The 23,677-nt window shown below is 66.4% G+C and carries 24 protein-coding genes and 1 pseudogene; 7 read left to right on the top strand and 18 right to left on the bottom strand.

From position 1 onward, the window contains the following. Positions 1–225 precede the first annotated feature (225 nt). A complete protein-coding gene (locus DFS13_RS35125) occupies positions 226–846 on the top strand; it encodes a hypothetical protein (RefSeq protein WP_111442732.1) in 621 nt (206 codons plus the stop codon). Between the two features lie 53 nt (positions 847–899). After that, on the top strand, positions 900–1,661 hold the full coding sequence (locus tag DFS13_RS35120; protein ID WP_111442731.1) for a hypothetical protein: 762 nt from the start codon (positions 900–902) through the stop codon (positions 1,659–1,661). A gap of 102 nt (positions 1,662–1,763) precedes the next feature. On the opposite strand, the pseudogene DFS13_RS35115 reads toward DFS13_RS35120, so the two are convergent. From DFS13_RS35115 to DFS13_RS35090, 6 genes and pseudogenes are all read right to left on the bottom strand, one after another. Next, positions 1,764–2,087 (bottom strand): annotated as a pseudogene (locus DFS13_RS35115) (Arm DNA-binding domain-containing protein); the annotation flags it as partial. Positions 2,088–2,388: 301 nt separating this feature from the next. Then, complete coding sequence (gene guaA / locus DFS13_RS35110; RefSeq protein ID WP_006495569.1) at positions 2,389–4,008, bottom strand: glutamine-hydrolyzing GMP synthase; 1,620 nt, start codon at positions 4,006–4,008, stop codon at positions 2,389–2,391. 107 nt (positions 4,009–4,115) lie between these two features. Beyond that, a complete protein-coding gene (locus tag DFS13_RS35105) occupies positions 4,116–4,724 on the bottom strand; it encodes a hypothetical protein (protein WP_006495568.1) in 609 nt (202 codons plus the stop codon). A gap of 6 nt (positions 4,725–4,730) precedes the next feature. Then, entirely contained in the window at positions 4,731–6,191 is a 1,461-nt protein-coding gene (gene guaB / locus DFS13_RS35100; protein ID WP_006488752.1) for an IMP dehydrogenase, read from the bottom strand. A gap of 280 nt (positions 6,192–6,471) precedes the next feature. Then, a complete protein-coding gene (locus DFS13_RS35095) occupies positions 6,472–7,281 on the bottom strand; it encodes a DUF2182 domain-containing protein (protein ID WP_111442733.1) in 810 nt (269 codons plus the stop codon). A 28-nt stretch (positions 7,282–7,309) separates the two neighbouring features. Then, entirely contained in the window at positions 7,310–8,074 is a 765-nt protein-coding gene (locus DFS13_RS35090; protein ID WP_006484794.1) for a DUF899 domain-containing protein, read from the bottom strand. Positions 8,075–8,188: 114 nt separating this feature from the next. Here DFS13_RS35090 and DFS13_RS35085 point away from each other — a divergent pair, with 114 nt between their 5' ends. The 3 genes from DFS13_RS35085 (at position 8,189) to DFS13_RS35075 (ending at position 11,215) form a co-directional block, all read left to right on the top strand. Further along, complete coding sequence (locus tag DFS13_RS35085) at positions 8,189–9,409, top strand: hypothetical protein (RefSeq protein ID WP_059720675.1); 1,221 nt, start codon at positions 8,189–8,191, stop codon at positions 9,407–9,409. 31 nt (positions 9,410–9,440) lie between these two features. After that, a complete protein-coding gene (locus DFS13_RS35080; protein WP_034178530.1) occupies positions 9,441–10,127 on the top strand; it encodes a DUF5074 domain-containing protein in 687 nt (228 codons plus the stop codon). Between the two features lie 122 nt (positions 10,128–10,249). Beyond that, positions 10,250–11,215: a DMT family transporter gene (locus DFS13_RS35075; protein WP_077020244.1), complete on the top strand. Its 966-nt coding sequence runs from the start codon at positions 10,250–10,252 to the stop codon at positions 11,213–11,215. 42 nt (positions 11,216–11,257) lie between these two features. Here the strand turns inward: DFS13_RS35075 and DFS13_RS35070 are convergent, their stop codons facing one another. Next, a complete protein-coding gene (locus tag DFS13_RS35070; RefSeq protein ID WP_006478513.1) occupies positions 11,258–11,581 on the bottom strand; it encodes an RnfH family protein in 324 nt (107 codons plus the stop codon). A 4-nt stretch (positions 11,582–11,585) separates the two neighbouring features. Beyond that, positions 11,586–12,023: a type II toxin-antitoxin system RatA family toxin gene (locus DFS13_RS35065; protein ID WP_006483809.1), complete on the bottom strand. Its 438-nt coding sequence runs from the start codon at positions 12,021–12,023 to the stop codon at positions 11,586–11,588. Between the two features lie 99 nt (positions 12,024–12,122). On the opposite strand from DFS13_RS35065, the gene smpB reads away from it, so the two are divergent. Next, on the top strand, positions 12,123–12,569 hold the full coding sequence (gene smpB, locus DFS13_RS35060; protein WP_006478511.1) for an SsrA-binding protein SmpB: 447 nt from the start codon (positions 12,123–12,125) through the stop codon (positions 12,567–12,569). Positions 12,570–12,721: 152 nt separating this feature from the next. On the opposite strand, the gene DFS13_RS35055 is transcribed toward smpB, so the two are convergent. From DFS13_RS35055 to ppsA, 3 genes are all read right to left on the bottom strand, one after another. Then, on the bottom strand, positions 12,722–13,657 hold the full coding sequence (locus DFS13_RS35055) for an SPFH domain-containing protein (protein WP_006483815.1): 936 nt from the start codon (positions 13,655–13,657) through the stop codon (positions 12,722–12,724). A gap of 33 nt (positions 13,658–13,690) precedes the next feature. Further along, positions 13,691–14,125 (bottom strand): NfeD family protein, encoded by a 435-nt coding sequence (locus tag DFS13_RS35050; protein WP_034201587.1) that lies wholly within the window; start codon positions 14,123–14,125, stop codon positions 13,691–13,693. A 211-nt stretch (positions 14,126–14,336) separates the two neighbouring features. After that, a complete protein-coding gene (ppsA, locus tag DFS13_RS35045; RefSeq protein WP_006483823.1) occupies positions 14,337–16,739 on the bottom strand; it encodes a phosphoenolpyruvate synthase in 2,403 nt (800 codons plus the stop codon). A 376-nt stretch (positions 16,740–17,115) separates the two neighbouring features. On the opposite strand from ppsA, the gene DFS13_RS35035 reads away from it, so the two are divergent. Next, complete coding sequence (locus tag DFS13_RS35035; protein ID WP_006483812.1) at positions 17,116–17,931, top strand: pyruvate, water dikinase regulatory protein; 816 nt, start codon at positions 17,116–17,118, stop codon at positions 17,929–17,931. 99 nt (positions 17,932–18,030) lie between these two features. On the opposite strand, the gene DFS13_RS35030 is transcribed toward DFS13_RS35035, so the two are convergent. The 7 genes from DFS13_RS35030 to DFS13_RS35000 form a co-directional block, all read right to left on the bottom strand. Then, positions 18,031–18,813 carry an RNA methyltransferase gene (locus DFS13_RS35030; RefSeq protein ID WP_109341423.1) on the bottom strand — a complete coding sequence of 261 codons (783 nt, stop codon included), beginning with the start codon at positions 18,811–18,813 and terminating at the stop codon, positions 18,031–18,033. Further along, positions 18,810–19,454 carry a ribonuclease HII gene (gene rnhB, locus DFS13_RS35025; RefSeq protein ID WP_111442730.1) on the bottom strand — a complete coding sequence of 215 codons (645 nt, stop codon included), beginning with the start codon at positions 19,452–19,454 and terminating at the stop codon, positions 18,810–18,812. Before rnhB ends, DFS13_RS35030 begins: the two co-directional genes overlap by 4 nt. Next, positions 19,451–20,620 carry a lipid-A-disaccharide synthase gene (lpxB, locus tag DFS13_RS35020; RefSeq protein WP_006483810.1) on the bottom strand — a complete coding sequence of 390 codons (1,170 nt, stop codon included), beginning with the start codon at positions 20,618–20,620 and terminating at the stop codon, positions 19,451–19,453. Before lpxB ends, rnhB begins: the two co-directional genes overlap by 4 nt. Before the next feature lie 3 nt (positions 20,621–20,623). Continuing rightward, positions 20,624–21,412, bottom strand: a complete 789-nt coding sequence (gene lpxA / locus DFS13_RS35015; protein WP_006483825.1) for an acyl-ACP--UDP-N-acetylglucosamine O-acyltransferase — start codon at positions 21,410–21,412, stop codon at positions 20,624–20,626. A 67-nt stretch (positions 21,413–21,479) separates the two neighbouring features. Then, entirely contained in the window at positions 21,480–21,947 is a 468-nt protein-coding gene (fabZ, locus tag DFS13_RS35010; protein ID WP_006495559.1) for a 3-hydroxyacyl-ACP dehydratase FabZ, read from the bottom strand. Between the two features lie 129 nt (positions 21,948–22,076). Continuing rightward, a complete protein-coding gene (gene lpxD / locus DFS13_RS35005) occupies positions 22,077–23,156 on the bottom strand; it encodes a UDP-3-O-(3-hydroxymyristoyl)glucosamine N-acyltransferase (protein ID WP_006483817.1) in 1,080 nt (359 codons plus the stop codon). Positions 23,157–23,172: 16 nt separating this feature from the next. Beyond that, on the bottom strand, positions 23,173–23,670 hold the full coding sequence (locus tag DFS13_RS35000) for an OmpH family outer membrane protein (protein WP_006495557.1): 498 nt from the start codon (positions 23,668–23,670) through the stop codon (positions 23,173–23,175). Between the last annotated feature and the right edge of the window lie 7 nt (positions 23,671–23,677).

Below are 23,677 nucleotides of genomic sequence, written 5' to 3'. Positions count from 1 at the left end.
TTCACTGAATTGAGCGCCGATTCGCTTCGTCATCCAGAAAATTTGAAGCCATCTCGCCTGCAACTTCGGAAGTTGGTCCATTGATCAGCGTTTCCTTAGGCTTTGCGTGGCTGGTTGGAGCGGGGATCCAACCACGACGTCGTCTCTCGACGAGTAGCAGGCGCTTGATCGCCAATAGGGGTGACTGTCGTTTAGGCCGCCGAGGCTGAATTTCAACCAAAATCCATGGCAATCAAAACGAGTTGGGTATTACCTCCGCACACCATAGGTGGCCTAGACCACATCGGTACGCAAGGCCCGTGCATCCTGATCTACTCGCAGTTGCTCCCTGGCATTACAAACGTCACTGACAGAGCCCGGTACTACAGTTTTTATCCATGGCTGATCCGGTCATACGCGGAGCGCGACACGCACCGCGAAAACTTCAACGCGTTCCTAGATGCTTACCGGAAAGCCGATTGTCTCTTTACGATGATCGCCGAGCGCCATGCGCAAGTCATGGGCGACGACGCAGCGCGCCACGGGCCTGCGATGGTCGGGCGAGACACGCTCAACGATGCAGTCAAGTTAGTCGGCGAAGGGCAGTCGGTTCGTCTCTCGACCTACGCGACCCGAGAGGATTCCAGCGAGCGCTATTTTGCCAACAGGCTTGGCGGCCTCGGTCAGTACTATGCGGGAACGTTGACGCAGCTCGACATCTTGGCCACAGTCGAAAAACCATGGCTGAGCTATACACACGAGCGTGGCGATCGGCTTCGTCTGGCACCGACACACCGCAGCTCTCGGAAGAGGAGCTTGTGGGAACTGAACATGAGGGTGCCAGCCAAGAGCCTCCCGCAGCGTTGACCCAACAGGCGGTCAACGCCGTCAGAAGGCGGCTCAAACAAGTCGTCCGTCGCATGATCAAGCAACTCAAGGCGGCGCAAGGCGAGACCAGACCTGAGGTGCGCGCGGCCAAGGCGCGAACTGGGGTGGTCCAACTTGTCGCGGTGCTTTCCCTTGTGAGGGAGTTCAGGCGACTTCGCCACCAGCCCCAGTGGCGCCGCATGGGAGGGTTCATCGATTCGGAAACCCGTCAGGATCTCCTGTCGCAGTCGATGGTCATCCTTTTCGGGCGCACACGGGGTATCGCGCGCGATGTCTGCGTCCATGACGTCGAGATCGACGAAGTCGTGGAACTTGGTCAAGTGCGGGCACTGCTGGCGTGGCTGGCCTGGGACATTGGTCACAGCCTTCTGAAGCGCATTGAGCCCATGGCGCCGCAAGCTACAAAGGACGATTTGGTTTTGGCCTACGCATATCTTTATGACCTGTTCCCGGCCATCGCCGTCGATGACGAGGACACAGCGCAGCTCGCCTCCAGCGTGCGAATGACAAGCACGCCGACTGCTGACGAAAGCGCCCATGGCGAAACTTGGCTCGCGCATCACATCGCAACCGGTCTAGAAGTCGCCACAGCCCCCGCCATGGCCTACCTCGACCGAGAAGGGATCAAGCCCGGCGACCTAATACATGTTCCCCATTCCAGCCCGCCCCGGTTCAGCGTCGTCGTTGATGTGACCGCACAGGACATCTGCCTGAGCGAACTGGACGTAGAGCGCAGGTTTATGCGATTTGCCTGGCGTACAGAGAGCCGCGCTCGTGGGGCGCCAGCCAACTGATCAACAGGTGACGATCATCTATGGCCCAGAGATCACTCTGAAACAGGGGATGATGAAAGCGGGAGAGCTTGTCTCCGCACACACACAGCCTATCGCTACTTGGCTCAAGCGCCTCTCCGTAACCTCGCCAAAGGTCTTGACGGCAGTCAGCCGGCGCTTGTCGCGCTGCTTCTCCAGTGCCGGGGATTTGCCTTGAGCGACAGCCTTCTTTGCGTCGATCAGCTTTTCGCGTGCCAGGGCTAGCGACATGCCCGCTGGCCCATAGCGACCGATGGTCAGCGTCTCGCGACGGCCGTTGAGACGGTAATCGTAGCGGAAGGTGACGGTACCGGTAGGCGATACCGTCACGTACATCCCATCGCGGTCAAAAGCCTTATAAATCTCGGATTTAGGCTTGAGGTTACGCAGTGCGGTGTCGGTAAGCATCGAGGTTTTTCCTCCTGTTCGTGACGGCTTTTACCGTCAGGGATCAGGAGACCTGGTGATGCCCGGAAAGCCGCTTAAAACAAGCTTTCCTGAGAAGACTTTTACCGTCAAAGACTGCTTTGGTCTGAATAGTGAATGGGAGGGTCTTAATCCGGCCTTCGGTTCTTACCGCCACTTCTACCGCCAACCTGTTTTGCTGGCCAGCGATAGCCACCGATAGCCGCCGTGACGTATTTTCTTTTAAATCAATACGTTATGACAGTTTTTCGATAGCTAGCGATAGTCCCCGAAGGACCTGATTTCACTCCCACTCGATCGTCGCCGGCGGCTTCCCCGAGATGTCGTACACCACACGATTGATCCCGCGCACTTCGTTGATGATCCGGTTCGACGCGCGGCCGAGCAGCGCGTACGGCAGATGCGCCCAGTGCGCAGTCATGAAGTCGGTCGTCTGCACCGCGCGCAGCGACGTCACATAGTCGTACGTCCGGCCATCGCCCATCACGCCGACCGACTTGACCGGCAGGAACACCGCGAACGCCTGGCTCGTCAGGTCGTACCAGCTCTTGCCGACATCGGCCTCGCCGCACAGGCCGGCAGCCGCATCCTGCGCGGTTGCCGTCGTGCCGCGCAGTTCCTCGATGAAGATCGCGTCCGCGCGGCGCAGCAGGTCCGCGTACTCGCGCTTCACTTCGCCGAGAATCCGCACGCCGAGGCCCGGGCCCGGGAACGGATGGCGGTATACCATCTCCGGCGGCAGGCCGAGCGCGACACCCAGCTCGCGCACTTCGTCCTTGAACAGGTCGCGCAGCGGCTCGAGCAGCTTCAGGCCGAGCGTTTCCGGCAGGCCGCCGACGTTGTGGTGGCTCTTGATCGTCGTCGCCTTCTTCGTCTTGGTGCCGCCCGATTCGACCACGTCCGGGTAGATCGTGCCCTGCGCGAGCCACTTCGCCTTCGACAGCTTCTTCGCCTCGGCCTGGAACACCTCGACGAACTCGCGGCCGATGATCTTGCGCTTCGCTTCCGGATCGGTCACGCCGGCCAGATGGCCGAGGAACTGGTCGGATGCATCGACGTGCACGACCTTCGCATGCAGGCGGCCCTCGAACATGTCGAGCACCATCTTGCCTTCGTTCAGGCGCAGCAGGCCGTGGTCGACGAACACGCAGGTCAGCTGATCGCCGATCGCGCGATGGATCAGCGCGGCCGCGACGCTCGAATCGACGCCGCCCGACAGGCCGAGAATCACTTCCTCGTCACCGACCTGCTCGCGAATCTTCGCGACGGCTTCCTCGATGTGGTTCTTCATGATCCAGTCGGGCTTCGCGCCGGCGATCTGCAGCACGAAGCGTTCGATGATCTGGCGGCCCTTCACGGTGTGCGTGACTTCCGGGTGGAACTGCACCGCGTAGTAGCCGCGCGCCTCGTCGGCCATGCCGGCGATCGGGCAGCTCGGCGTCGACGCCATCAGCGCGAAGCCCGGCGGCAGCTCGGCAACCTTGTCGCCGTGGCTCATCCAGACTTTCAGCATCCCGTGGCCTTCGGCCGTCGTGAAATCCTCGATGCCGTCGAGCAGGCGCGTATGGCCGTGCGCACGCATTTCCGCATAGCCGAATTCGCGATGGTCGCTCCACTCGACCTTGCCGCCGAGCTGCACGGCCATCGTCTGCATGCCGTAGCAGATGCCGAGCACCGGCACGCCGAGATCCCATACGGCCTGCGGCGCGCGCAGTTGGTGGTCTTCGTACGTGCTCGCGTGGCTGCCCGACAGGATCACCGCCTTCGGCGCGAACTCGCGGACGAAGTCGTCGGACACGTCGTTCGGATGGATTTCGCAGTAGACGTGCGCTTCACGCACGCGCCGTGCAATCAGTTGGGTGACTTGCGAACCGAAGTCGAGAATCAGGATTTTGTCGTGCATGGCTGCGGACGGGATGAAGAGAATAAGAAAAGCAGCGCATCGAGCGCTGCGTCAAAAGCATGGACAGCGGCGTCGGGCGGCAGGCGGCACGCGCGACGCATCGCCGGTCAATCCTGCATCGGCGGGCGTTCGTCGAGGGCGACGCCGCCGCCCGACGATGCGCGGGAACCGGACGAGGCCGGCGACGATCCGGCCGGCGCCACGGGACGGCCGACGACCGGCTCGACACGCTGCGCGGCAGGCGCCGACGCCGGCGCCATCGCCGGTTCGGCCGGCCGCTGCGCCGGTGCGCGCGCCTCGAGCGCCTGCGCTTTCTCGCGCCGGCGCACGGCCGATGCGAGCCGCACGCCGCCGAGGCCCAGCACGATCAGCGCGACCCCGGCCACGGCCGACAGCACCCGGCCGGCGGCCGCGAGCGCGGGCCCGCTGCCGGTGCCGATCGACCACACGACCGTCAACACGCCGGTCAGCCAGTACACGTGGCCGACCGAGCGCGCGACGGGCGCCGTGAGGTCACCGTTGAACGCCGCATGAAACGCGAGCCACGCGAGCCCGAGCAGCGCGATGCCGAACGCCTGGCCGAGCATCGCCGGCTGGATGTTCGCCAGTTGCAGCGCATTGAACAGCGCCTGCCAGGGCGTCAGCACGAACAGCACGCCGAACGCCAGCAGCAGCACGGCATCGACGATCAGCACGGCTCGCAGCAGCGGTTTCATCGGCGCTCAGTCCACGTGGTAGTTCGGCGCTTCCTTCGTGATCTGCACGTCGTGCACGTGCGACTCGCGCATGCCCGCCGCGGTGATCTGGACGAATTCGGCCTTCTCGTGCAGCTCGTCGATCGTCTTGCAACCGCAGTAGCCCATGCTCGCGCGCACGCCGCCGACCAGCTGGAACAGGATCGCGTTGACCGAACCCTTGTACGCGACGCGGCCTTCGATGCCTTCCGGCACGAGCTTGTCGATGTTCGCCGAGTTGTCCTGGAAGTAGCGGTCAGCCGCGCCGTCCTTCATCGCACCGACCGAACCCATGCCGCGGTACGACTTGTACTGGCGGCCCTGGTACAGGAACACGTCGCCCGGCGCCTCTTCGGTGCCGGCGAACATGCTGCCCATCATCACGGCGTTCGCGCCGGCCGCGAGGGCCTTCGACACGTCGCCCGAGAAGCGCACGCCGCCGTCGGCGATGCACGGCACGCCGGTACCCTTCAGCGCTTCCGCGACGTTCGCGATCGCGCTGATCTGCGGCACGCCGACACCCGCGACGATCCGCGTCGTGCAGATCGAGCCCGGGCCGATACCGACCTTGACCGCGTCCGCGCCGTATTCGACCAGCGCCTTCGCGGCGGCGGCCGTCGCGATGTTGCCGCCGATCACCTCGACGTGCGGGAAGTTCTGCTTGACCCAGCGGACGCGCTCGAGCACGCCCTTGCTGTGGCCGTGCGCGGTATCGACGACGATCACATCGACGCCGGCCTGCACCAGCAGCTCGACACGCTCTTCGTTGTCCGGACCGACGCCGACCGCCGCGCCTGCGCGCAGCTTGCCGTGTTCGTCCTTGCACGCATCCGGGTGTTCGGTCTGCTTCGTGATGTCCTTGACGGTCATCAGGCCGCGCAGTTCGAACGCGTCGTTGACGACCAGCACGCGCTCGAGGCGGTGGCTGTGCATCAGCGCCTTCGCTTCGGCGAGCGGCGTGCCTTCCTTGACCGTGACGAGGCGCTCGCGCGGCGTCATGATCGACTTGACCGGCTCGTCGAGGCGCGTTTCGAAACGCAGGTCGCGGTTCGTGACGATGCCGACCAGTTGCGGGCCTTCGACGACCGGGAAGCCCGAGATGCCATGCTGGCGCGACAGCGCGATCACGTCGCGCACCTTCATTTGCGGCGGCACCGTGATCGGGTCGCGGACGACGCCCGACTCGAAACGCTTGACCTTCGCGACTTCGCGGGCCTGTTCGGCCGGCGTGAGGTTCTTGTGGACGATACCGACGCCACCCTGCTGCGCCATCGCGATCGCGAGGCGACCTTCGGTGACCGTGTCCATCGCGGCGGACACGAGCGGCATGTTCAGGGAGATGTTGCGGGTCAGCTTGGTCTTGAGGCTGGTGTCGCGCGGGAGAACGTCGGAGAAGGCGGGAACGAGGAGCACGTCATCGAAAGTGAGTGCTTTTTGGATCAGACGCATGGCAAATCCTATGGGCGCAAAAGCGAATTATACGCGAAGCGCCGCGAATTTTCACAACACGAACAACGGCTTAGCCGGTTTCGGCCGTTCGGGGGCCGAATCGTTCGGATCGCCGTTCGGTTCGTTTTCGATCGCCTTTCGTTTCACCGCCGCATCGCGCCATTCGCGCAACCGGCCGCCGGGCGGCGAGTGCCCGTGTCGCGGCGGGGCCACACGGCCGCGACGGCGGCGGCCGCGCGCACGGCCCGGCGCCCCACCGAAGCGGCTTGCCCGCCCTGCCTCACGCCAGCCCGGCGGCACGGGCGATCATCGCCACGCCGCCCGCCACCACCCCGCAACCGACGATCCGCGCGACGCGCCCGCCGATCGACGCAGCGCGTTCGGCGGCGATTGCGACCGTCACGACGGCCATCACGCGCAGATCCATCATGCCGGCCGCCAGCGCGACGGCCATCAGGTTCCCGCAACACGCGCCGCACCGGATCGCGGCGCGCACGCCGTACCGCCACGCCGTGACGACCGTCACCCGCGACGGGTGCACGCCATGTGCCGCCGCGTGCCGGCAACCCGCCAGCCGGCGCGCCTTCCACGCGGAGAATTGCAACGCACCCGCGGCCAGCACGAGGACGCCCGCCGCGACCGGCATCGCACAGGCAAGCGCCGGCAGCCGGGCGGCGGCCGTCGTCAGCACCGCGCCGGCCGGAAACACGAGTGCCCCGAGCGCCATCCAGACCGAGAAATACCCCGCGCCCGCGACGACGACGAGCCAGGCCGACCGCGCCGCCGCCGCCGGACCGATGCGCTGGCGGTAGCACCAGAGCATCGGCGCGAGCACGGGCAGCATCATCGTCACCGTCATCGCGCCCCACATTCCGGCGAACGCCGCGAATGCGCGCCCGGCGCTCTGGCCGCACGGCCGCAACCAGGCGGCCGAGGCCATCCAGCCGCCGGTCATCGGCTCGCCGCCCATCGCCGCCATCGACGTGTGCTGGGCCAGCGTCGCCGCCGCGGCGACCGCGAACACGGCCGCGACCGCCGCGCCGAATGCGCGCGGATCGGCGGCCGCCTCACCGGTGGTCGTTCGTATCATCGCGCGCGCCCGTCCGTGGCCGGCCCGCTCAGCCGCGCGCGTACTCATCGTGACGACGCCACCACGGGCCGGCCTCGTTGCGTCCGCGCGGCGCGCGGTCGAGCCACTGGTACATCCCCCACAGCCCGTCGAGGCCGCGCGCGTAGGTCGAATACGTGTGATAGATCGCGCCATCCTCGCGCACGAACGCGCTCATCCCCGGCCGGTCGAGCGAATACGTGACCGCGTCGGTGCCGCACGTGGCCGCGAACTGCACGACGGGCGCCGGCGGCGGATCCATGTCCATCGCGTGACCGGCCCGCGCGTAGTTGTATTCGACGTCGCCCGCGCGCTGCTGCGTTTCGGTGAACGACACGTTGAAGTCGAAGTTGAAATCGCTGCCGACCGACGACGCCCACGGGAACGTCCACCCCATCCGCTGCCGGTACGCGAGCAGTTTCGCGAGCGGCGCGCGCGACACGGCCGCGAGCGTCACGTCGTGGTGCGCCAGATGCACGGCGAAGCCGTCGAAGCCGTCGGCGAGCGCCGAGCACGACGGGCAGCCGGCCTTGTAGTCGGGGCCGAACATGAAGTGATAGACCAGCAGTTGCGAACGGCCGCGAAACAGGTCGTCGAGCGTCGCCTGCCCTGCCTCGGTATCGAACCGGTAAGTCTTGTCGACGCGCACCCACGGCAGCGCCTGGCGCCGCCGCGCGAGTTCGTCGCTTTGCCGCGTCAGCGCCTTTTCCGCGTCGAGCAGCGCGCGGCGTTCGACCAGCCATTCGTCGCGGGTTCCGGTGAGATGGGTCGTCATTGCGGGTTCCTCCTTCCGATGGGTATCCGGGCACGGCGTACGGGGCCGTGTGCGTGGTGCTAGATTAGTGCCGGGCATCGGACCGGAGGGAGTGACAACTGTGTCGGGATTCGGATGGATTCGCTGATCACGGCGGCCGCGCGCGCGCTCGCGGCCGGTGACGCGCTCGGTGCGCTGAACCGCGTCGCGCTGCGCGACGATGCGCCGGCGCTCGCACTGCGCGGGATCGCGCTCGCGCAGCTCGGCGATTTCGAACGCGCGCGCGCGCTCGTCCGCGGCGCCGCGCGTGCGTTCGGTGCGAAGGAAGCGGTTGCACGGGCGCGCTGCGTCGTCGCGGAAGCCGACATCGCGCTCGCGTCGCGCGACCTGCGCTGGCCGACGCGTGCGCTCGAGGCGGCCTGCGCGACGCTCGACGCACACGGCGACCGCGCGAACGCCGCGCATGCCCGCTATCTCGGGGTACGCCGGTTGCTGCTGATCGGCCATCTGGACGAGGCCGAGCAGCTGCTGGCGCATCTCGATCCCGCACCGCTGCCGCCCGCGTCGCGCGCCGCCCATGAATTGATCGCGGCCGGCATCGCGATGCGCCGCATCCGCACGCACGCAGCCCGTGCGGCGCTTGCCCGTGCCCGCGCGGCCGCCCGCGCCGCCGGCATTGCCGCGCTGACGGCCGAGGTCGACACCGCGGCGCGCGTGCTCGACGCACCGGCCGCCCGGCTCATCGCACGCGGCACGTCGCGGCTCGTGCCGCTCGACGAAGTGGAGACGCTGTTCGAATCGAATGCGCTCGTCGTCGACGCGTGCCGCCACACGGTGCGCGATGCGCGCACGACCGTGTCGCTCGCGCGCCGCCCGGTGCTGTTCGTGCTCGCCCGTGCGCTCGGCGAGGCGTGGCCGGCCGACGTGTCGAGAAACGCGCTCGTCGCCGCCGCGTTCCGCGCGAAACAGGCGGACGAATCGCATCGCGCGCGGCTGCGCGTCGAGATCGGCCGGCTGCGGGCGGTGCTGCGCCCGCTCGCGAACGTCGTCGCGACGCCGCGCGGCTTCGCGCTCGAACCGCTCGGCGTGCGCGAAACCGTCGTCCTCGCGCGCCCGGTCGACGATCGCCATGCGGCCGTGCTCGCGCTCCTCGCCGACGGCGAAGCGTGGTCGAGTTCCGCGTTGGCGCTTGCGCTCGGCGCCAGCCAGCGCACGGTGCAGCGGGCGCTCGATTCGCTCGCGGAAACCGGCAAGGTCCAGGCGCTCGGCCGCGCACGCGCGCGCCGCTGGCTGACGCCGCCGCTGCCCGGATTCGCGACGACCTTGTTACTCCCGGTTGCGCTGCCGGGAGATTAGGATGGCCGCATCGAACGACGAGGTGACGAACATGAAACGCTCCACTGCAGACATCCTTCACGAGTACGGTCCGTTTCCGGGCGTCGACGGCGTGCACGGCGTCACGTTCGACGGGCAGCACGTGTGGTACGCGTCCGGCGACAAGCTGAACGCGCTCGACCCCGAGCGCGGCACGACGGTCCGTTCGCTCGACGTCGCCGCGCACGCGGGCACCGCGTTCGACGGTCGCCACCTGTTCCAGATCGTCGAGGACCGCATCGAGAAGATCGACCCCGAATCGGGTCGCGTGCTCGCGACGATCCCGGCGCCCGGCGGCGGCGCCGATTCGGGGCTCGCGTGGGCCGAAGGCACGCTGTGGGTCGGTCAGTACCGCGAACGCAAGATTCATCAGGTGGATCCGCAATCGGGCGCCGTGCTGCGCACGATCGAATCGAACCGCTTCGTCACCGGCGTGACGTGGGTCGACGGCGAGCTGTGGCATGGCACGTGGGAAGGCGACCAGAGCGACCTGCGGCGCATCGATCCGCGCACGGGCCAGGTGCTCGAGCAGATCGACATGCCGGCCGGCGTCGGCGTCTCGGGGCTCGAATCCGACGGTCACGACCGCTTCTACTGCGGCGGCGGCAACAGCGGCAAGCTGCGCGCCGTGCGCCGCCCGGCGCGCACGCATGCCGACGGCGACGGCACGGCGGCGACACCCGATCCGGCAGACGGCTGATCCACCGCGCGCCCACGCTGCCAGGACGCGCCGCCCCCGTGCCGAGTGCAGAAATGAACAAGACGCCGCCGCGACGGCATCGCTAAGATGCGCGCACGTCAATCATTTGTTCGGAGCGGTCGATGCAGCGCGGCGTGGTGTACGGTGTCCTGGCAGGCGCCCTGTGGGGCATGGTGTTTCTCGTGCCGCGGCTGCTGACCGATTTCTCGCCGCTGCTGCTGAGCGCCGGCCGCTATATGATGTACGGACTCGTGTCGCTCGCGGCCGCGTTGCCGGCCGCCCGCTCGCTGCTCGCGCGGCTGACCCGCGAGGATCTCGTCGCACTGGTGAAGCTCGCCGTCGTCGGCAACGTCGCGTATTACATGCTGCTGTCCGGCGCCGTGCACCTGATCGGCATCGCGCCCAGTTCCCTGATCGTCGGCGTACTGCCCGTGACCGTCACGCTCGCGGGCCTCGGCGACCACGGCGCCGTGCCGCTGCGGCGGCTCGCCGCCCCGCTCGCGCTGGTGATCGCGGGCATCGTCTGCATCAACGTCGACCTGTTCACGTCCGAAGCCGCGCACGCCACGACGCTCGCCCAGAAGCTCGCGGGCATCGCCTGCGCGGCGGGCGCGCTCGCGAGCTGGACCTGGTATGCGGTGGCGAACGCGCGCTACCTGCAGCGCCATCATCGCTTCGGCGGCAACGAATGGTCGGTGCTGTGGGGTGTCGTGACGGGTTTGATCGGCGGGCTCTGCTGGCTCGCGATCCTCGCAGTGCCTGCCGGCACGGTGCAGGCGGCCGTCCCGGCATCGCGCTGGCAATTGTTCTGGCTGCTGAATCTCGTGCTCGCGATCGGCGCGTCGTGGCTCGGCAACGGGCTGTGGAATGCCGCGTCGAAGCGGCTGCCGCTCACGCTGTCGGGCCAGTTGATCGTGTTCGAAACCGTGTTCGCGATGCTGTACGCGTTCGTGTACGACCAGCGGATGCCGCACGCGCTCGAGATCGCCGCGCTCGTACTGCTGCTCGCCGGCGTGTACGGCTCGGTGCGACGGCACGGCGACACGCCGGGCAGCGCATCGACAAATGCAAACGCCGCGGCGCACTGAGCGCCGCGGCGTTTGATCAGACCAATCCGAGCGAACCGCGCGTCAGCGCGCGTCCTTGTGCATCCACTTGCGGCCCTCGATCGAGCCGGCGCGGCGGGATTTGTCGACGCGCCGCTGGCGCGCGAGCTTCGGATCGACGATCAGCGGGCGGTAGATCTCGACGCGATCGTGATCGACGAGCGGCGCATCGAGCGGCGCGAGCTTGCCGTAGACACCCGTCTTCGCGTGCGCGAGATCGATCTCCGGATGCAGCGCGAGCACGCCGCTCGCATCGATGGCCGAGCGCACGGTCGCGCCTTCGGGCAGCGACAGCGGAATCAGCGTCTGGCGGTCCGGCAGTGCGTAGCAGACTTCGATCGACAGCATCGCGTCACCCCTTCCCGTAGCGTTGATCGGCGCGCTTCACGAACGAATCGACGAACGTGTTCGCGATGTGGCTGAACACCGGCCCGATGATCTTCTCGAGCAGGATGCTCGAAAACTCGTAGTGCAGCGCGAATTCGATCTTGCACGCATCGGCGCGCAGCGGGATGAAGCGCCACGAACCCGTGAACTTCTTGAACGGCCCGTCCGCGAACTCCATGTCGATCCGGGTCGGACGCTGCTGCGTGTTGCGCGTAGCGAAATGCTGCTTGATGCCCTTGAAGTTGATGTCGATGCGCGCTTCCATCCCGCTCTCGTCCTGACGGCGAATCTCGACACCGCCGCACCAGGGCAGGAAATTGGGGTAGTCGGCCACGTCGGTGACGAGGTCGAACATCTGTTCCGCCGAGTGGCGGATCAATACGGTTTTCTGGACATCTGCCATAAATCGCGCGGCATCGCTTAAAGTGGGAACGCCAAGCCGGGCGATTCCCGCCCTGCTTTGCTAAAATCGTGATTTTAAACGAGTTGGCCCGATCCTTTCATGAGCATCATCGACAACAGGAAAGCGCACTTCGATTATCACATCGAGGAACGCTACGAGGCGGGGCTCGTGCTGGAGGGCTGGGAAGTCAAGGCGCTGCGCGCCGGGCGCGGCCAGATCAAGGAAGGCTACGTCGTGGTGAAGAACGCCGAGATCTTCCTGATCGGTACCCATATCAGCCCGCTGCCCGAAGCCTCCACGCACATCAAGCCCGACCCGGTGCGCACGCGCAAGCTGCTGCTGCACCGCGAGGAAATCAAGAAGCTGATCGGCAAGGTCGAGCAGCGCGGCTACACGCTCGTGCCGCTGAACTTCCACTACAAGGGCGGCCGCGTGAAGTGCGACATCGCGCTCGCGAAGGGCAAGAAGCTGCACGACAAGCGTGAAACCGAGAAGAAACGCGACTGGGAACGCGAGAAGGCACGCATCATGCGCGCCGGCACCTGACACACCCCGCGCGCATCGCAAACGACACGGCCCGCTCGAAGCGGGCCGTGTTGCTTTGAACTGCCTGAATCGCGCGGCGGGTCGCCCGGCCGCGCGACGATTCGCCGCACGACGATGCGTGCGCGGCAACCGCGCGCGCATCGATTTCGGGCTCAGCCCTTCGCGACCGACGCCGCGCCCGCGCTCTTGACGATCGTCAGCGCCGACGAAATTGCAGTGCCGAGATCCGACAGGTTCGACGGCACGATCAGCGTGTTGCCCTGCTTCGCGAGATTCGAGAACGCGCCGACATACTGCTCGGCGACCTTCAGGTTCACCGCATCCATCCCGCCTTGCGACTGGATCGCGCTCGCGATCTTCTGGATCGCCTGCGCGTTCGCCTCGGCCACCGCCAGAATCGCGGCGGCTTCGCCCTGCGCCTGATTGATCGCGGCCTGCCGCTCGCCTTCCGACTTCTGGATCGCGGCTTCGCGCGCACCCGACGCGAGGTTGATCTGCTCCTGCTTGCGACCTTCGGATGCGGCGATCAGCGCACGCTTTTCGCGCTCCGCGGTGATCTGCGCCTGCATCGCGTGCAGGATCTCCTTCGGCGGCGTCAGGTCCTTGATCTCGTAGCGCAGCACTTTCACGCCCCAGTTCGCCGCGGCCTGATCGAGCGCCGACACGATGTTGTGGTTGATGAAATCGCGTTCCTCGAACGTCTTGTCGAGTTCGAGCTTGCCGACCACCGAGCGCAACGTCGTTTGCGCGAGCTGCGTGATCGCCAGCACGAAGTTGCTCGATCCATACGATGCCTTCATCGGATCGGTCACCTGGAAGTACAGCACGCCGTCCACCTGCAACTGCGTGTTGTCGCGCGTGATGCAGACCTGGCTCGGCACGTCGAGCGGAATTTCCTTCAGCACGTGCCGGTACGCGATGCGATCGACGAACGGCAGCACGATATTGAGGCCGGGCGACAACGTCGCGTGGTAGCGCCCGAAGCGCTCGAGCACCCATGCATGCTGCTGCGGCACGATCTTCACCGTCTTCGACACGATCACGATCGCGATGACGAGCAGGACAACCCAGATGATCAGCGAATCCATGAAATATTCCCTCCTTGTTGTATCAGCGGACGATCAGCCCGCGGGTTTCGCCACGACCACGAGGCAATTGCCGCGCACGGCGCTCACCTGGTACACGTGCGCATCGTCGCGCTCGCCGGCCGCGAGTTCGACGTCCCAGTCGGCGCCGCGATATTGCACGCGTGCGCGGCCGTCACGCCACGCGTCGACCGTGACGGTCGAGCCGATATCGAGATTGACGTCGGGATTCGTCGACGTGTCGCGCTTCTGCTTGCGACCGAGCCCCGAGCGGCGCAGCACGATCATCGCGACGATCGCGACCGCGGCCGCCGCGCCGAACTGCACGTGCGGCGCGAAACCGGCCAGTTGCAACAGCCCGCCGGCGAGAAAGCCGAGCGCGATCATCAGCAGATAGAACGTACCGGTCAGCAATTCGGCCACGACCAGCACGCCGCCCCCGACCCACCAGAACAGATGTCCCGACATCATTGTGGTCTCCAGAAAAACGTCCCCGATGCTCACTATATTCGTTGCGCTCGCAGCTGTGCGAAGCGGTCGGCACTCCTTGGGGCGGCCCGGCGAGTACCGACGAAAAAAAACACCCCGGTGCTTACCGGGGTGTTTATAGCACGAACCTTGCATTTTGCCTTCAACGAAAGCGCGGCGGACCGCCCTTTCGCCGAAGTTGCATCACGGCTCGTTACTTGCGGTTGGCGGCGAGCGCCTGCCACGTATCGATGATCGTGTCGGGGTTCAGCGAGATCGACACGATGCCTTCGTCCGTCAGCCATTGCGCGAAGTCCGGGTGATCGGACGGGCCCTGGCCGCAGATCCCGACGTACTTGCCCATCTTGCGGCAGGTATCGATCGCCCGCTTCAGCAGGAACTTGACGGCCGGGTCGCGTTCGTCGAAGTCGACGGCCAGCAGCTCCATGCCCGAATCGCGGTCGAGGCCGAGCGTGAGCTGCGTGAGGTCGTTCGAGCCGATCGAGAAACCATCGAAGTGTTGCAGGAACTCTTCGGCGAGAATCGCGTTGGTCGGGACTTCGCACATCATCACGAGGCGCAGGCCGTTTTCGCCGCGCTTCAGGCCGAACTTCTCGAGCAGGCCGACGACGCGCTCCGCCTGCTTCACGGTCCGCACGAACGGCACCATGATCTCGACGTTGGTCAGGCCCATCTCGTCACGCACGCGCTTCAGTGCACGGCATTCCATCTCGAACGCCTGCGCGAAGTCCTCGGCGATGTAGCGCGACGCGCCGCGGAAGCCCAGCATCGGGTTTTCCTCGTCTGGCTCGTAACGCGAACCGCCGATCAGCTTCTTGTACTCGTTCGACTTGAAGTCGGACAGACGCACGATCACGGGCTTCGGATAGAACGCCGCCGCGATCGTCGCGACGCCTTCCGTCAGCTTGTCGACGTAGAACTGGCGCGGCGACGCGTGACCGCGCGCAACGCTCTCGACCGCCTTCTTCAGGTCCTGGTCGATGTTCGGGTACTCGAGGATCGCCTTCGGGTGCACGCCGATGTTGTTGTTGATGATGAACTCGAGACGCGCGAGGCCAACACCGCCGTTCGGCAGTTGCGAGAAGTCGAACGCGAGCTGCGGGTTGCCGACGTTCATCATGATCTTGACCGGGATTTCCGGCAGTTCGCCGCGCTGCACCTCCGTGACTTCCGTCTCGAGCAGCCCGTCGTAGATCTTGCCTTCGTCGCCTTCCGCGCACGACACGGTGACGAGCGCGCCGTCCTTCAGGATGTCGGTCGCATCGCCGCAGCCGACGACGGCCGGCACGCCGAGTTCACGCGCGATGATCGCCGCGTGGCAGGTGCGGCCGCCACGGTTCGTGACGATCGCCGCCGCACGCTTCATCACCGGCTCCCAGTTCGGGTCGGTCATGTCGGCCACCAGCACGTCGCCCGGCTGCACGCGTTCCATTTCCGACGGGTCCTGGATCACGCGCACGGGGCCCGCGCCGATCTTCTGGCCGATCGCGCGACCCGTCGCGAGCACCTGCGACTGGCCCTTCAGCTTGAAGCGCTGCTCGGCCTTGCCGGTTGCCTGGCTCTTCACCGTTTCCGGACGCGCCTGCAGGATGAAGATCTTGCCGTCGCGGCCGTCCTTGCCCCACTCGATGTCCATCGGACGCTGGTAGTGCTTCTCGATGATGACCGCGTACTTCGCCAGCTCGATCACGTCTTCATCCGTGATCGAGTAGCGGTTGCGCTGCTCGTGCGGCACGTCGACCGTCTTCACGCGGCCCGGTTCGCCCGGCTGCGTGAACTCCATCTTGATCAGCTTCGAGCCGATCGAGCGGCGGATGATCGGGTACTTGTCCTGCGCGAGCGTCGTCTTGAACACGTAGAACTCGTCCGGGTTCACCGCGCCCTGCACGACGGTTTCGCCCAGGCCGTAGCTCGACGTGATGAACACGGCGTCCTTGAAGCCCGATTCGGTATCGATCGTGAACATCACGCCGGCGGCGCCGACGTCCGAGCGGACCATGCGCTGCACGCCGGCCGACAGCGCGACTTCGGCGTGCGTGAAGCCCTTGTGCACGCGATACGAGATCGCGCGGTCGTTGTACAGCGACGCGAACACGTGCTTCATGCGGTCGAGCACGTCCTCGATGCCGACGACGTTCAGGTACGACTCCTGCTGGCCGGCGAACGATGCGTCGGGCAGATCTTCCGCGGTCGCGGACGAGCGCACGGCGAACGACAGCTCGCTCGGCGAGCCGTTCTTCAGCACTTCGAACTGCGCGCGGATTTCCTGCTCGAGGCGCGGCTGCAGCGGTGCGTCGACGATCCACTTGCGGATTTCGGCGCCGGCTTCGGCGAGCGCCTTCACGTCGTCGATGTCGAGCGACTCGAGACGCTTGGCGATGCGATCGGTGAGGTCGTTGTGCTTGAGGAAATCGCGGAACGCGAGCGCGGTCGTGGCGAAACCGGTGGGTACGCGAACGCCTGCTTCGGAAAGCTGGCTGATCATCTCGCCGAGCGACGCATTCTTGCCGCCCACGATCTCCACATCGGTCATCCGCAACTGCTCGAACGGAATTACATACGCCTGGTCCTTTGCGACGTTTGCTGCGTTAGTCATACAAGCCCCTAAGTGTGAAAAAAATGCTCGATCGCGCAAGTGGGCTCGAACGCGGGCGCTTGCAAAAAGGCGCGGCGCGTCTTGCGCAACCTGTTAGATAAACACTCGCAGCGGCGAAAATCTTCCGACCCGATTTGCAAAAATCCCGGCAGAAGGGCGATATTTGCAGACAAATCGCCAGACTTGCCGGGAATTCTGGAATCGCGCGGCCCAGCCACGGGCGCCGTTCGCGCCCCGCCCCCCGCAATTGCTTATCCAACAGGTTGCCGCTATTCTACCGTGCCGGCTGCCGGATGTGGCGCGACCTTGTCACTGGGTCTGGAGGCGAACCTCCAGCCGCCCGCGCAACCGCCCTTCACGCTCGACGCCCAGATTCATGCTGCCTACCGTATTCATCGTCTCCGACGGCACCGGGATCACTGCCGAAACCTTCGCGCATTCGATCCTCTCCCAGTTCGACCAGAAATTCCGCCTCGTGCGCGTGCCGTTCGTCGACTCGCTCGACAAGGCCTATGCGACCGTCGAGAAGATCAACGAGGCCGCCGTGCACGACGGCCGTCGCGCGATCGTATTCACGACGCTCGTCGACAGCGAGTCGAACGACATCGTCAAACGCTCGAACGCGCTCGTGCTCGACATGTTCCAGCGCTTCGTCGAACCGCTCGAGCAGGAACTGGAGCTCAAGTCGAGCCATGCGATGGGCCGCGGCCACCAGAACGCGGACACCGAGGAATACAAGACGCGGATCGAGGCGATCAATTTCTCGCTCGCGCACGACGACGGCCAGTCGAACCGCAACCTGTCGGAAGCCGACGTGATCCTCGTCGGCGTGTCGCGCAGCGGCAAGACGCCGACGAGCCTGTACCTCGCGATGCAGTACGGCGTGAAGGCGGCCAACTATCCGCTGATTCCGGAAGATTTCGAGCGCGGCAAGCTGCCGTCGGCGCTGTCGCCGTACAGCGAGAAGCTGTTCGGGCTGTCGATCGACCCGCAGCGCCTGTCGGAGATCCGCAACGAGCGCCGGCCGGGCAGCAAGTACGCGGCGCCCGAGAACTGCCGCTACGAGATCAACGAGGCCGAAGCGATGATGCGTCGCGAAGGGATCAAGTGGCTGTCGTCCACGCACAAGTCGATCGAGGAAATCGCGACGACGATCCTGCAGGAAATCCGTCTCGACCGGCAGTCGTACTGAGCGTCGGTGCGCTGGCGGCCGTCTGGCCGCCGCCCAAAGCAAAAAGGCCGCGTCGAACGCGGCCTTTTTCGTATTACGGCACCTGCCGCGCATGCGGCGTCACGCCGGCCGCTGCTGCCGCACCTGCTCGAACAGACACACCGCTGCTGCCGCGGCAACGTTCAGCGACTCCATTCCGCCCGGCTGCGGAATCGTCACGCGATGCGTGGCCGCATCGCGCCAGAAGGCCGACACGCCTGCGCCTTCGTTGCCGAACACCCATGCGACGGGCGCCGACAGGTCGCAGTCGTAGACGGCCTGCGCGCCGTGCGAGTCGGTCAGCGCGACCGGTACGGCGAGGCGTCCGGAGAGCTCGCCGGCGTCGACGTCCTCATGGATCGACAGCAGGAAATGCGCGCCCATGCCCGAGCGCAGCACCTTCGACGACCACGCGTAGGCCGTCCCCGGCGCGCAGAACACGTGACGCACGCCGGCCGCCGCCGCGCTGCGCAGGATCGAGCCGACATTGCCGGCGTCCTGCACGCCGTCGAGCACGACCGACGTCTCCGTCACGCGTGCGGGCAGCGGGTGCACCGGCCGATCGACCAGCAGCAGGAAGCCGACGCCGTTGACGACGTTCGACAACTGTCCGAACAACGCGTCCGGCAGCGTGACGATCCGCTGCGCGTCGATACGCGCGACGATCGCCTGCGCCTCGGCATGGCCAAGCGCACCTTCGGTCGTGACGCACAGCTCGGGCGTCGCACCCGTGTCGAGATACGCGCTCGCGAGATGGAAACCTTCGAGCAGCGCCTGGCCGCTGCGGCGCTGCTGGGGCGTCGAACCCGCGAGCGCCTTCAGGCGCTTGTACAGCGGGTTGTCGCGGGAAGTGATGCTTTTCATCGAATCAGATCAAGCGCCGCACGAACCGGCGCGAACGAGCGCCGGTGCGCTTCGCACGGGCCATGTTCGCGCAATGCGGCGAGGTGTTTCGCGGTGCCGTAGCCCGCATGCACGTTGAAGCCGTACACCGGGAAGCGTTCGTGCAGGTCGACCAGCATGCGGTCGCGCGTGACTTTCGCGAGGATCGAGGCGGCCGAGATGCTCGGCACGAGCGCGTCGCCGCTGACGATCGCCTCGGCACGCACGCTCAGCGTCGGGCAGCGGTTGCCGTCGATCTGCGCGAGCGTCGGCAGCACCGACAGCCCTTCCACGGCCCGCTTCATCGCGAGCATCGTCGCGTGCAGGATATTCAGCGTATCGATCTCGTCGACGCTCGCCGACGCGACGCAATACGCGTGCGAACGCGCGACGATCAGGTCGTACAGCAGGTCGCGCTTCTTCGCGGACAGCACCTTCGAATCGTCGAGCCCGTCGATCGGCCACGCCGGATCGAGGATCACCGCGGCGGCCACCACCGGCCCCGCGAGCGGGCCGCGGCCCGCTTCGTCGACGCCGCACACGATCTCGTCCGGGCGGCTGAAATCGAAACCGCCCTGCCCGTCGCTCGGCGCGCGGCGGCGCGGTGCACGGACGGCGGTCATGCGCGCCCCTTGCGTTGCTCGAGCACGCGCACGACGGCCTCGGCCGCCTTCGCGGCCGTGTTCTGCCGCAGCGAAAGATGCATTTCGGTAAACACTTCGGTCAGCGTACGGCGATTCGCGTCGTCGCGCAGCTGCGTGAGCGTCGCATCGGCGAGCGCCTCGGGCGTCGCGAAATGCTGCAGCAGCTCGGGCACGACGAAGCGCCCCGCCAGGATGTTCGGCAAGCCGACATACGGCAGGTAGCCCTGCCGGCGCATGATCTGCCCGGTCAGCCAGGGCACCTTGTACGAGATCACCATCGGCTTCTTCAGCAGCGCGGCTTCCAGCGTGACGGTGCCACTCTTCACGAGGATCGCGTCGGCGGCCGTCATCGCGACCTGCGAGCGGCCGTCGGTGATCGTCAATGCGAGTTGCGGATGGGCGTCGACGAGCGGCTGCAGCAGTTCGCGCAGCGCGGGCGTCGCCGCCGGCATCACGAACCGCACGCCGGGCTCACGCTGCTGCATCAGCGCCATCGCCGCGAAGAACGTCGGGCCGATCAGTGCGATCTCCGAGCGCCGGCTGCCCGGCAGCACCGCGATCACGGGGCCGTCGGCCGGCAGACCCAGCGCGATGCGCGCGCCGTGCGTGTCGGGTTCGAGCGGGATGTCGTCGGCCAGCGGGTGGCCGACGTAGGTCGAGGCGACGCCGGCCTTGTCGAGAATCGCCGGTTCGAACGGAAACAGGCACAGCATGTGATCGACGGACTTCGCGATCTTCTTGATCCGGCCGCCGCGCCACGCCCAGATCGACGGGCACACGAAGTGGATCGACGGGATGCCCGCGTCGCGCGCGGCCTGTTCGACGCTGAAGTTGAAATCGGGGGCGTCGACGCCGATGAACGCGTCCGGCCGCTCGGCGAGCAGCTGGCGCTTGAGTTCGCCGCGAATCCGCAGGATCTCGGGAATCTGGCCCAGCGCCTCGACATAGCCGCGCACGGTCAGCTTGTCCATCTGCCAGTGCGAGTCGAAGCCCTGCGCGATCATGCGCTGCCCGCCGATCCCGTAATACTGGGCCGATTCGGGCAGCCGCTCGCGCAGCCCGCCGAGCAGCGACGCCGCGAGCAGGTCGCCCGACGGCTCGCCAGCCACCATCGCGAGCCGGAGCTGATTGGTCGGGAGCGGCATCGCTTAGCGGATGATGCCGCGTTGCGACGCGTCGATGAACTCGACGAGCGCCTTCACCGGTGCATCGCCGTCGCCGCCCGCTCCCGCGAGCTCGCGCAGTTGCACCTTCGCCTCCTCGAGCGACAGGCCGTTCTTGTACAGCACGCGGTACGCGCTGCGCAGCGCCGAGATCGCATCGGCCGAGAAGCCTCGCCGGCGCAGCCCTTCGACGTTGATCCCGTGCGGCTCGGCCTTGTTGCCCGCCGCGATCACGAACGGCGGGATGTCCTGCACGAGCGCCGACGCGCCGCCCAGCATCGAGTGCGCGCCAATGCGCACGAACTGGTGCACGCCCGACATCCCGCCGATGATCGCGAAGTCGCCGATCTCGACGTGACCGGCCATCTGCGCGTTGCTCGACAGGATCACGTTGTTGCCGACGCGGCAGTCATGGCCGATGTGCACGTAGGCCATGATCCAGTTGTCGTCGCCGAGCGTCGTCACGCCGACGTCCTGCACGGTGCCCGTGTGGATCGTCGTGAATTCGCGGATCGTGTTGCGGTTGCCGATCACGAGCTTCGTCGGCTCGTCCTTGTACTTCATGTCCTGCGGACGACCGCCGACCGACGCGTAGTGGCCGATGCGGTTGTCCTCGCCGAGCGTCGTATGGCCTTCGATCACGCTGTGCGAGCCGATCGTCGTGCGCGCGCCGATCGTGACGTGCGGGCCGACGATCGCGTACGGGCCGATCTCGACCGATTCGTCGATCTGCGCGCCCGGCTCGACGATCGCGGTAGGATGAATCCTGGTCATGCGCCGTTGCCTCTCGATATGATGTGTCGCGTTGCTCGCGTTACGTTATCCATGCGTGCCGCGTCGCTCAGGGCGCCGCGTCGGCCGTCTTGACCGTGCACATCAGTTCGGCTTCCGCCGCCACCTTGCCGTCCACTTCCGCCACCGCCTTGAACTTCCAGATGCCGCGGATGTAGCGCTCGAACGTCACGTTCAGAATCAGCTGGTCGCCCGGTTCGACCACGCGCTTGAAGCGCGCGCCGTCGATCCCGACGAAGTAATACAGCGTGTTCTCCGGATCCTTCGGCTGCTCTTCCGCGAACGTCAGCAGCGCCGCGGCCTGCGCGAGCGCCTCGAGGATCAGCACGCCCGGCATCACCGGCCGCTTCGGGAAATGCCCCTGGAAGAACGGCTCGTTGATCGACACGTTCTTCAGCGCTTTGATCCCTTTGTGCGGTTCGAGTTCGAGCACGCGATCGACGAGCAGAATCGGGTAGCGATGCGGCAGCAGCGTGAGGATCTTGTGGATGTCGAGGTTGATTTTTTCAGTGCTCATGATGGTTCGTCTCACGCAGAGGCTGCGCGGTGGTGATGCAAAGGCTGAAGCGGGCCGCCGCGCGGCCCAGTCTGGCAAACCGGGCCGGTTGCGCTGGCCGTGCCCGGTTCGTGGTCTCGCATGATGCGCTCAGGCGTGGGTGCCGCCCTGGGCGGCGAGCGCGGCTTCGAGCGCCTTGATGCGCTCGCGCAGCTTGTCGAGGTTGCGCACGAGCGCGGCGCTCTTGTTCCATTCGCCGTGGTCGACGGCCGGGAACGCGCTGGTGTAGATGCCGGCTTTCGGCAGCGACTTCGATACGCCCGACTTCGCGGTGATGATCACGTAGTCGCCGAGCGTCACGTGGCCGGCGATCCCGGCCGCGCCACCGATCATGCAGTGGCGGCCGATCGTCGTGCTGCCCGCGATGCCGGCGCTGCCGGCGATCACGGTGTACGCGCCGATCCGGCAGTTGTGGCCGATCTGGACCTGGTTGTCGATCTTCACGCATTCCTCGATGACGGTATCCGCCATCGCGCCGCGATCGATCGTCGTGTTCGCGCCGATTTCGACGTCCGGGCCGATCGTCACGCCACCGACCTGCGGGATCTTGACCCAGCTGCCGGTGCGCGCGTCGCCGTCGCCGACGAAATCCGGTGCGAAGCCGAAGCCGTCGGAGCCGATCACGGCGCCCGCATGGACGATCGCGCGCGGGCCGATCTTGCAGCCGTGGTACACCGATGCATTCGGATAGAAATGAGAGCCGGCGCCGATCGTCGTGCCGCGGCCGACGAATACGTTCGCGTCGAGCTGCACGCCGTCTTCGATCACCGCGCCGGCCTCGATCGTCACGTGCGGGCCGATCACCGCGGTCGCGGCGACCGTCGCGGCCGGATCGATCGTCGCGCTCGGATGCACGCCGGCCGCGCGCGGCGGCGTGGCCAGATCGATGAACATCTGCGCGACGCGCGCGAAGTACGCGTACGGATTCGGCGTCACGATGAAATTGCGACCGGCGGCGGCCGCGCCCAGCTTTTCCAGATCCTTCGGTGCGATCAGGACCGCACCGGCACGGGTCGATTCGACCTGCGACAGGTACTTCGGGTTCGCGAGGAACGCGAGCTGTTGAGGGCCCGCCTGGTCGAGCGGTGCGAGCCCGCCCACCTTGCACTGTGCGTCGCCGGCGATCTCGCCGCCGAACCGTTTTACGAGTTCCTCAAGCGTCAATGCCATTCGTCGTCTGCTCCGTTCAGTTCGTCGAGCCGGACGCGAGCGCCTTGAGCACCTTGTCGGTGATGTCGATGCGCGGGCTGACGTACACGGCTTCCTGCACGATCAGGTCGTAATTCTGCTGCTCGGCGATCTGCTTGATGACCTTGTTCGCCTTGTCCAGCACGGCCGCCAATTCTTCGTTGCGACGCTGGTTCAGGTCTTCGCGAAACTCGCGCTGCTTGCGCTGGAAGTCGGTATCGAGCTGCGCCAGATCACGCTGCTTCTGCGCGCGATCGGCCGCCGACAGCGACGTGCCGTTCTTGTCCAGCGAATCGGACATCGACTTCAGGCGTGCCGCCAGGTCCTGCAGATCCTTGTCACGCTTCGCGAACTCGGCTTCGAGCTTCGTCTGCGCCGCCTTCGCGGGTGCCGACTCGCGCAGGATCCGATCCGAATTGACCGCCGCGATGCGGGCGACGTCCTGTGCGTGCACCGTTGCCGCGCCCAGGGCCAGCGCAACGGTCAGCGCGCACATCACTCGT

Origin of the sequence: Burkholderia sp. 28_3, from assembly GCF_003253915.1 — a bacterium.
Classification (GTDB): domain Bacteria; phylum Pseudomonadota; class Gammaproteobacteria; order Burkholderiales; family Burkholderiaceae; genus Burkholderia; species Burkholderia cenocepacia.
The sequence above is the reverse complement of the archived record's forward strand: the minus strand, read 5'-3'. Positions and strand labels throughout refer to the sequence as shown.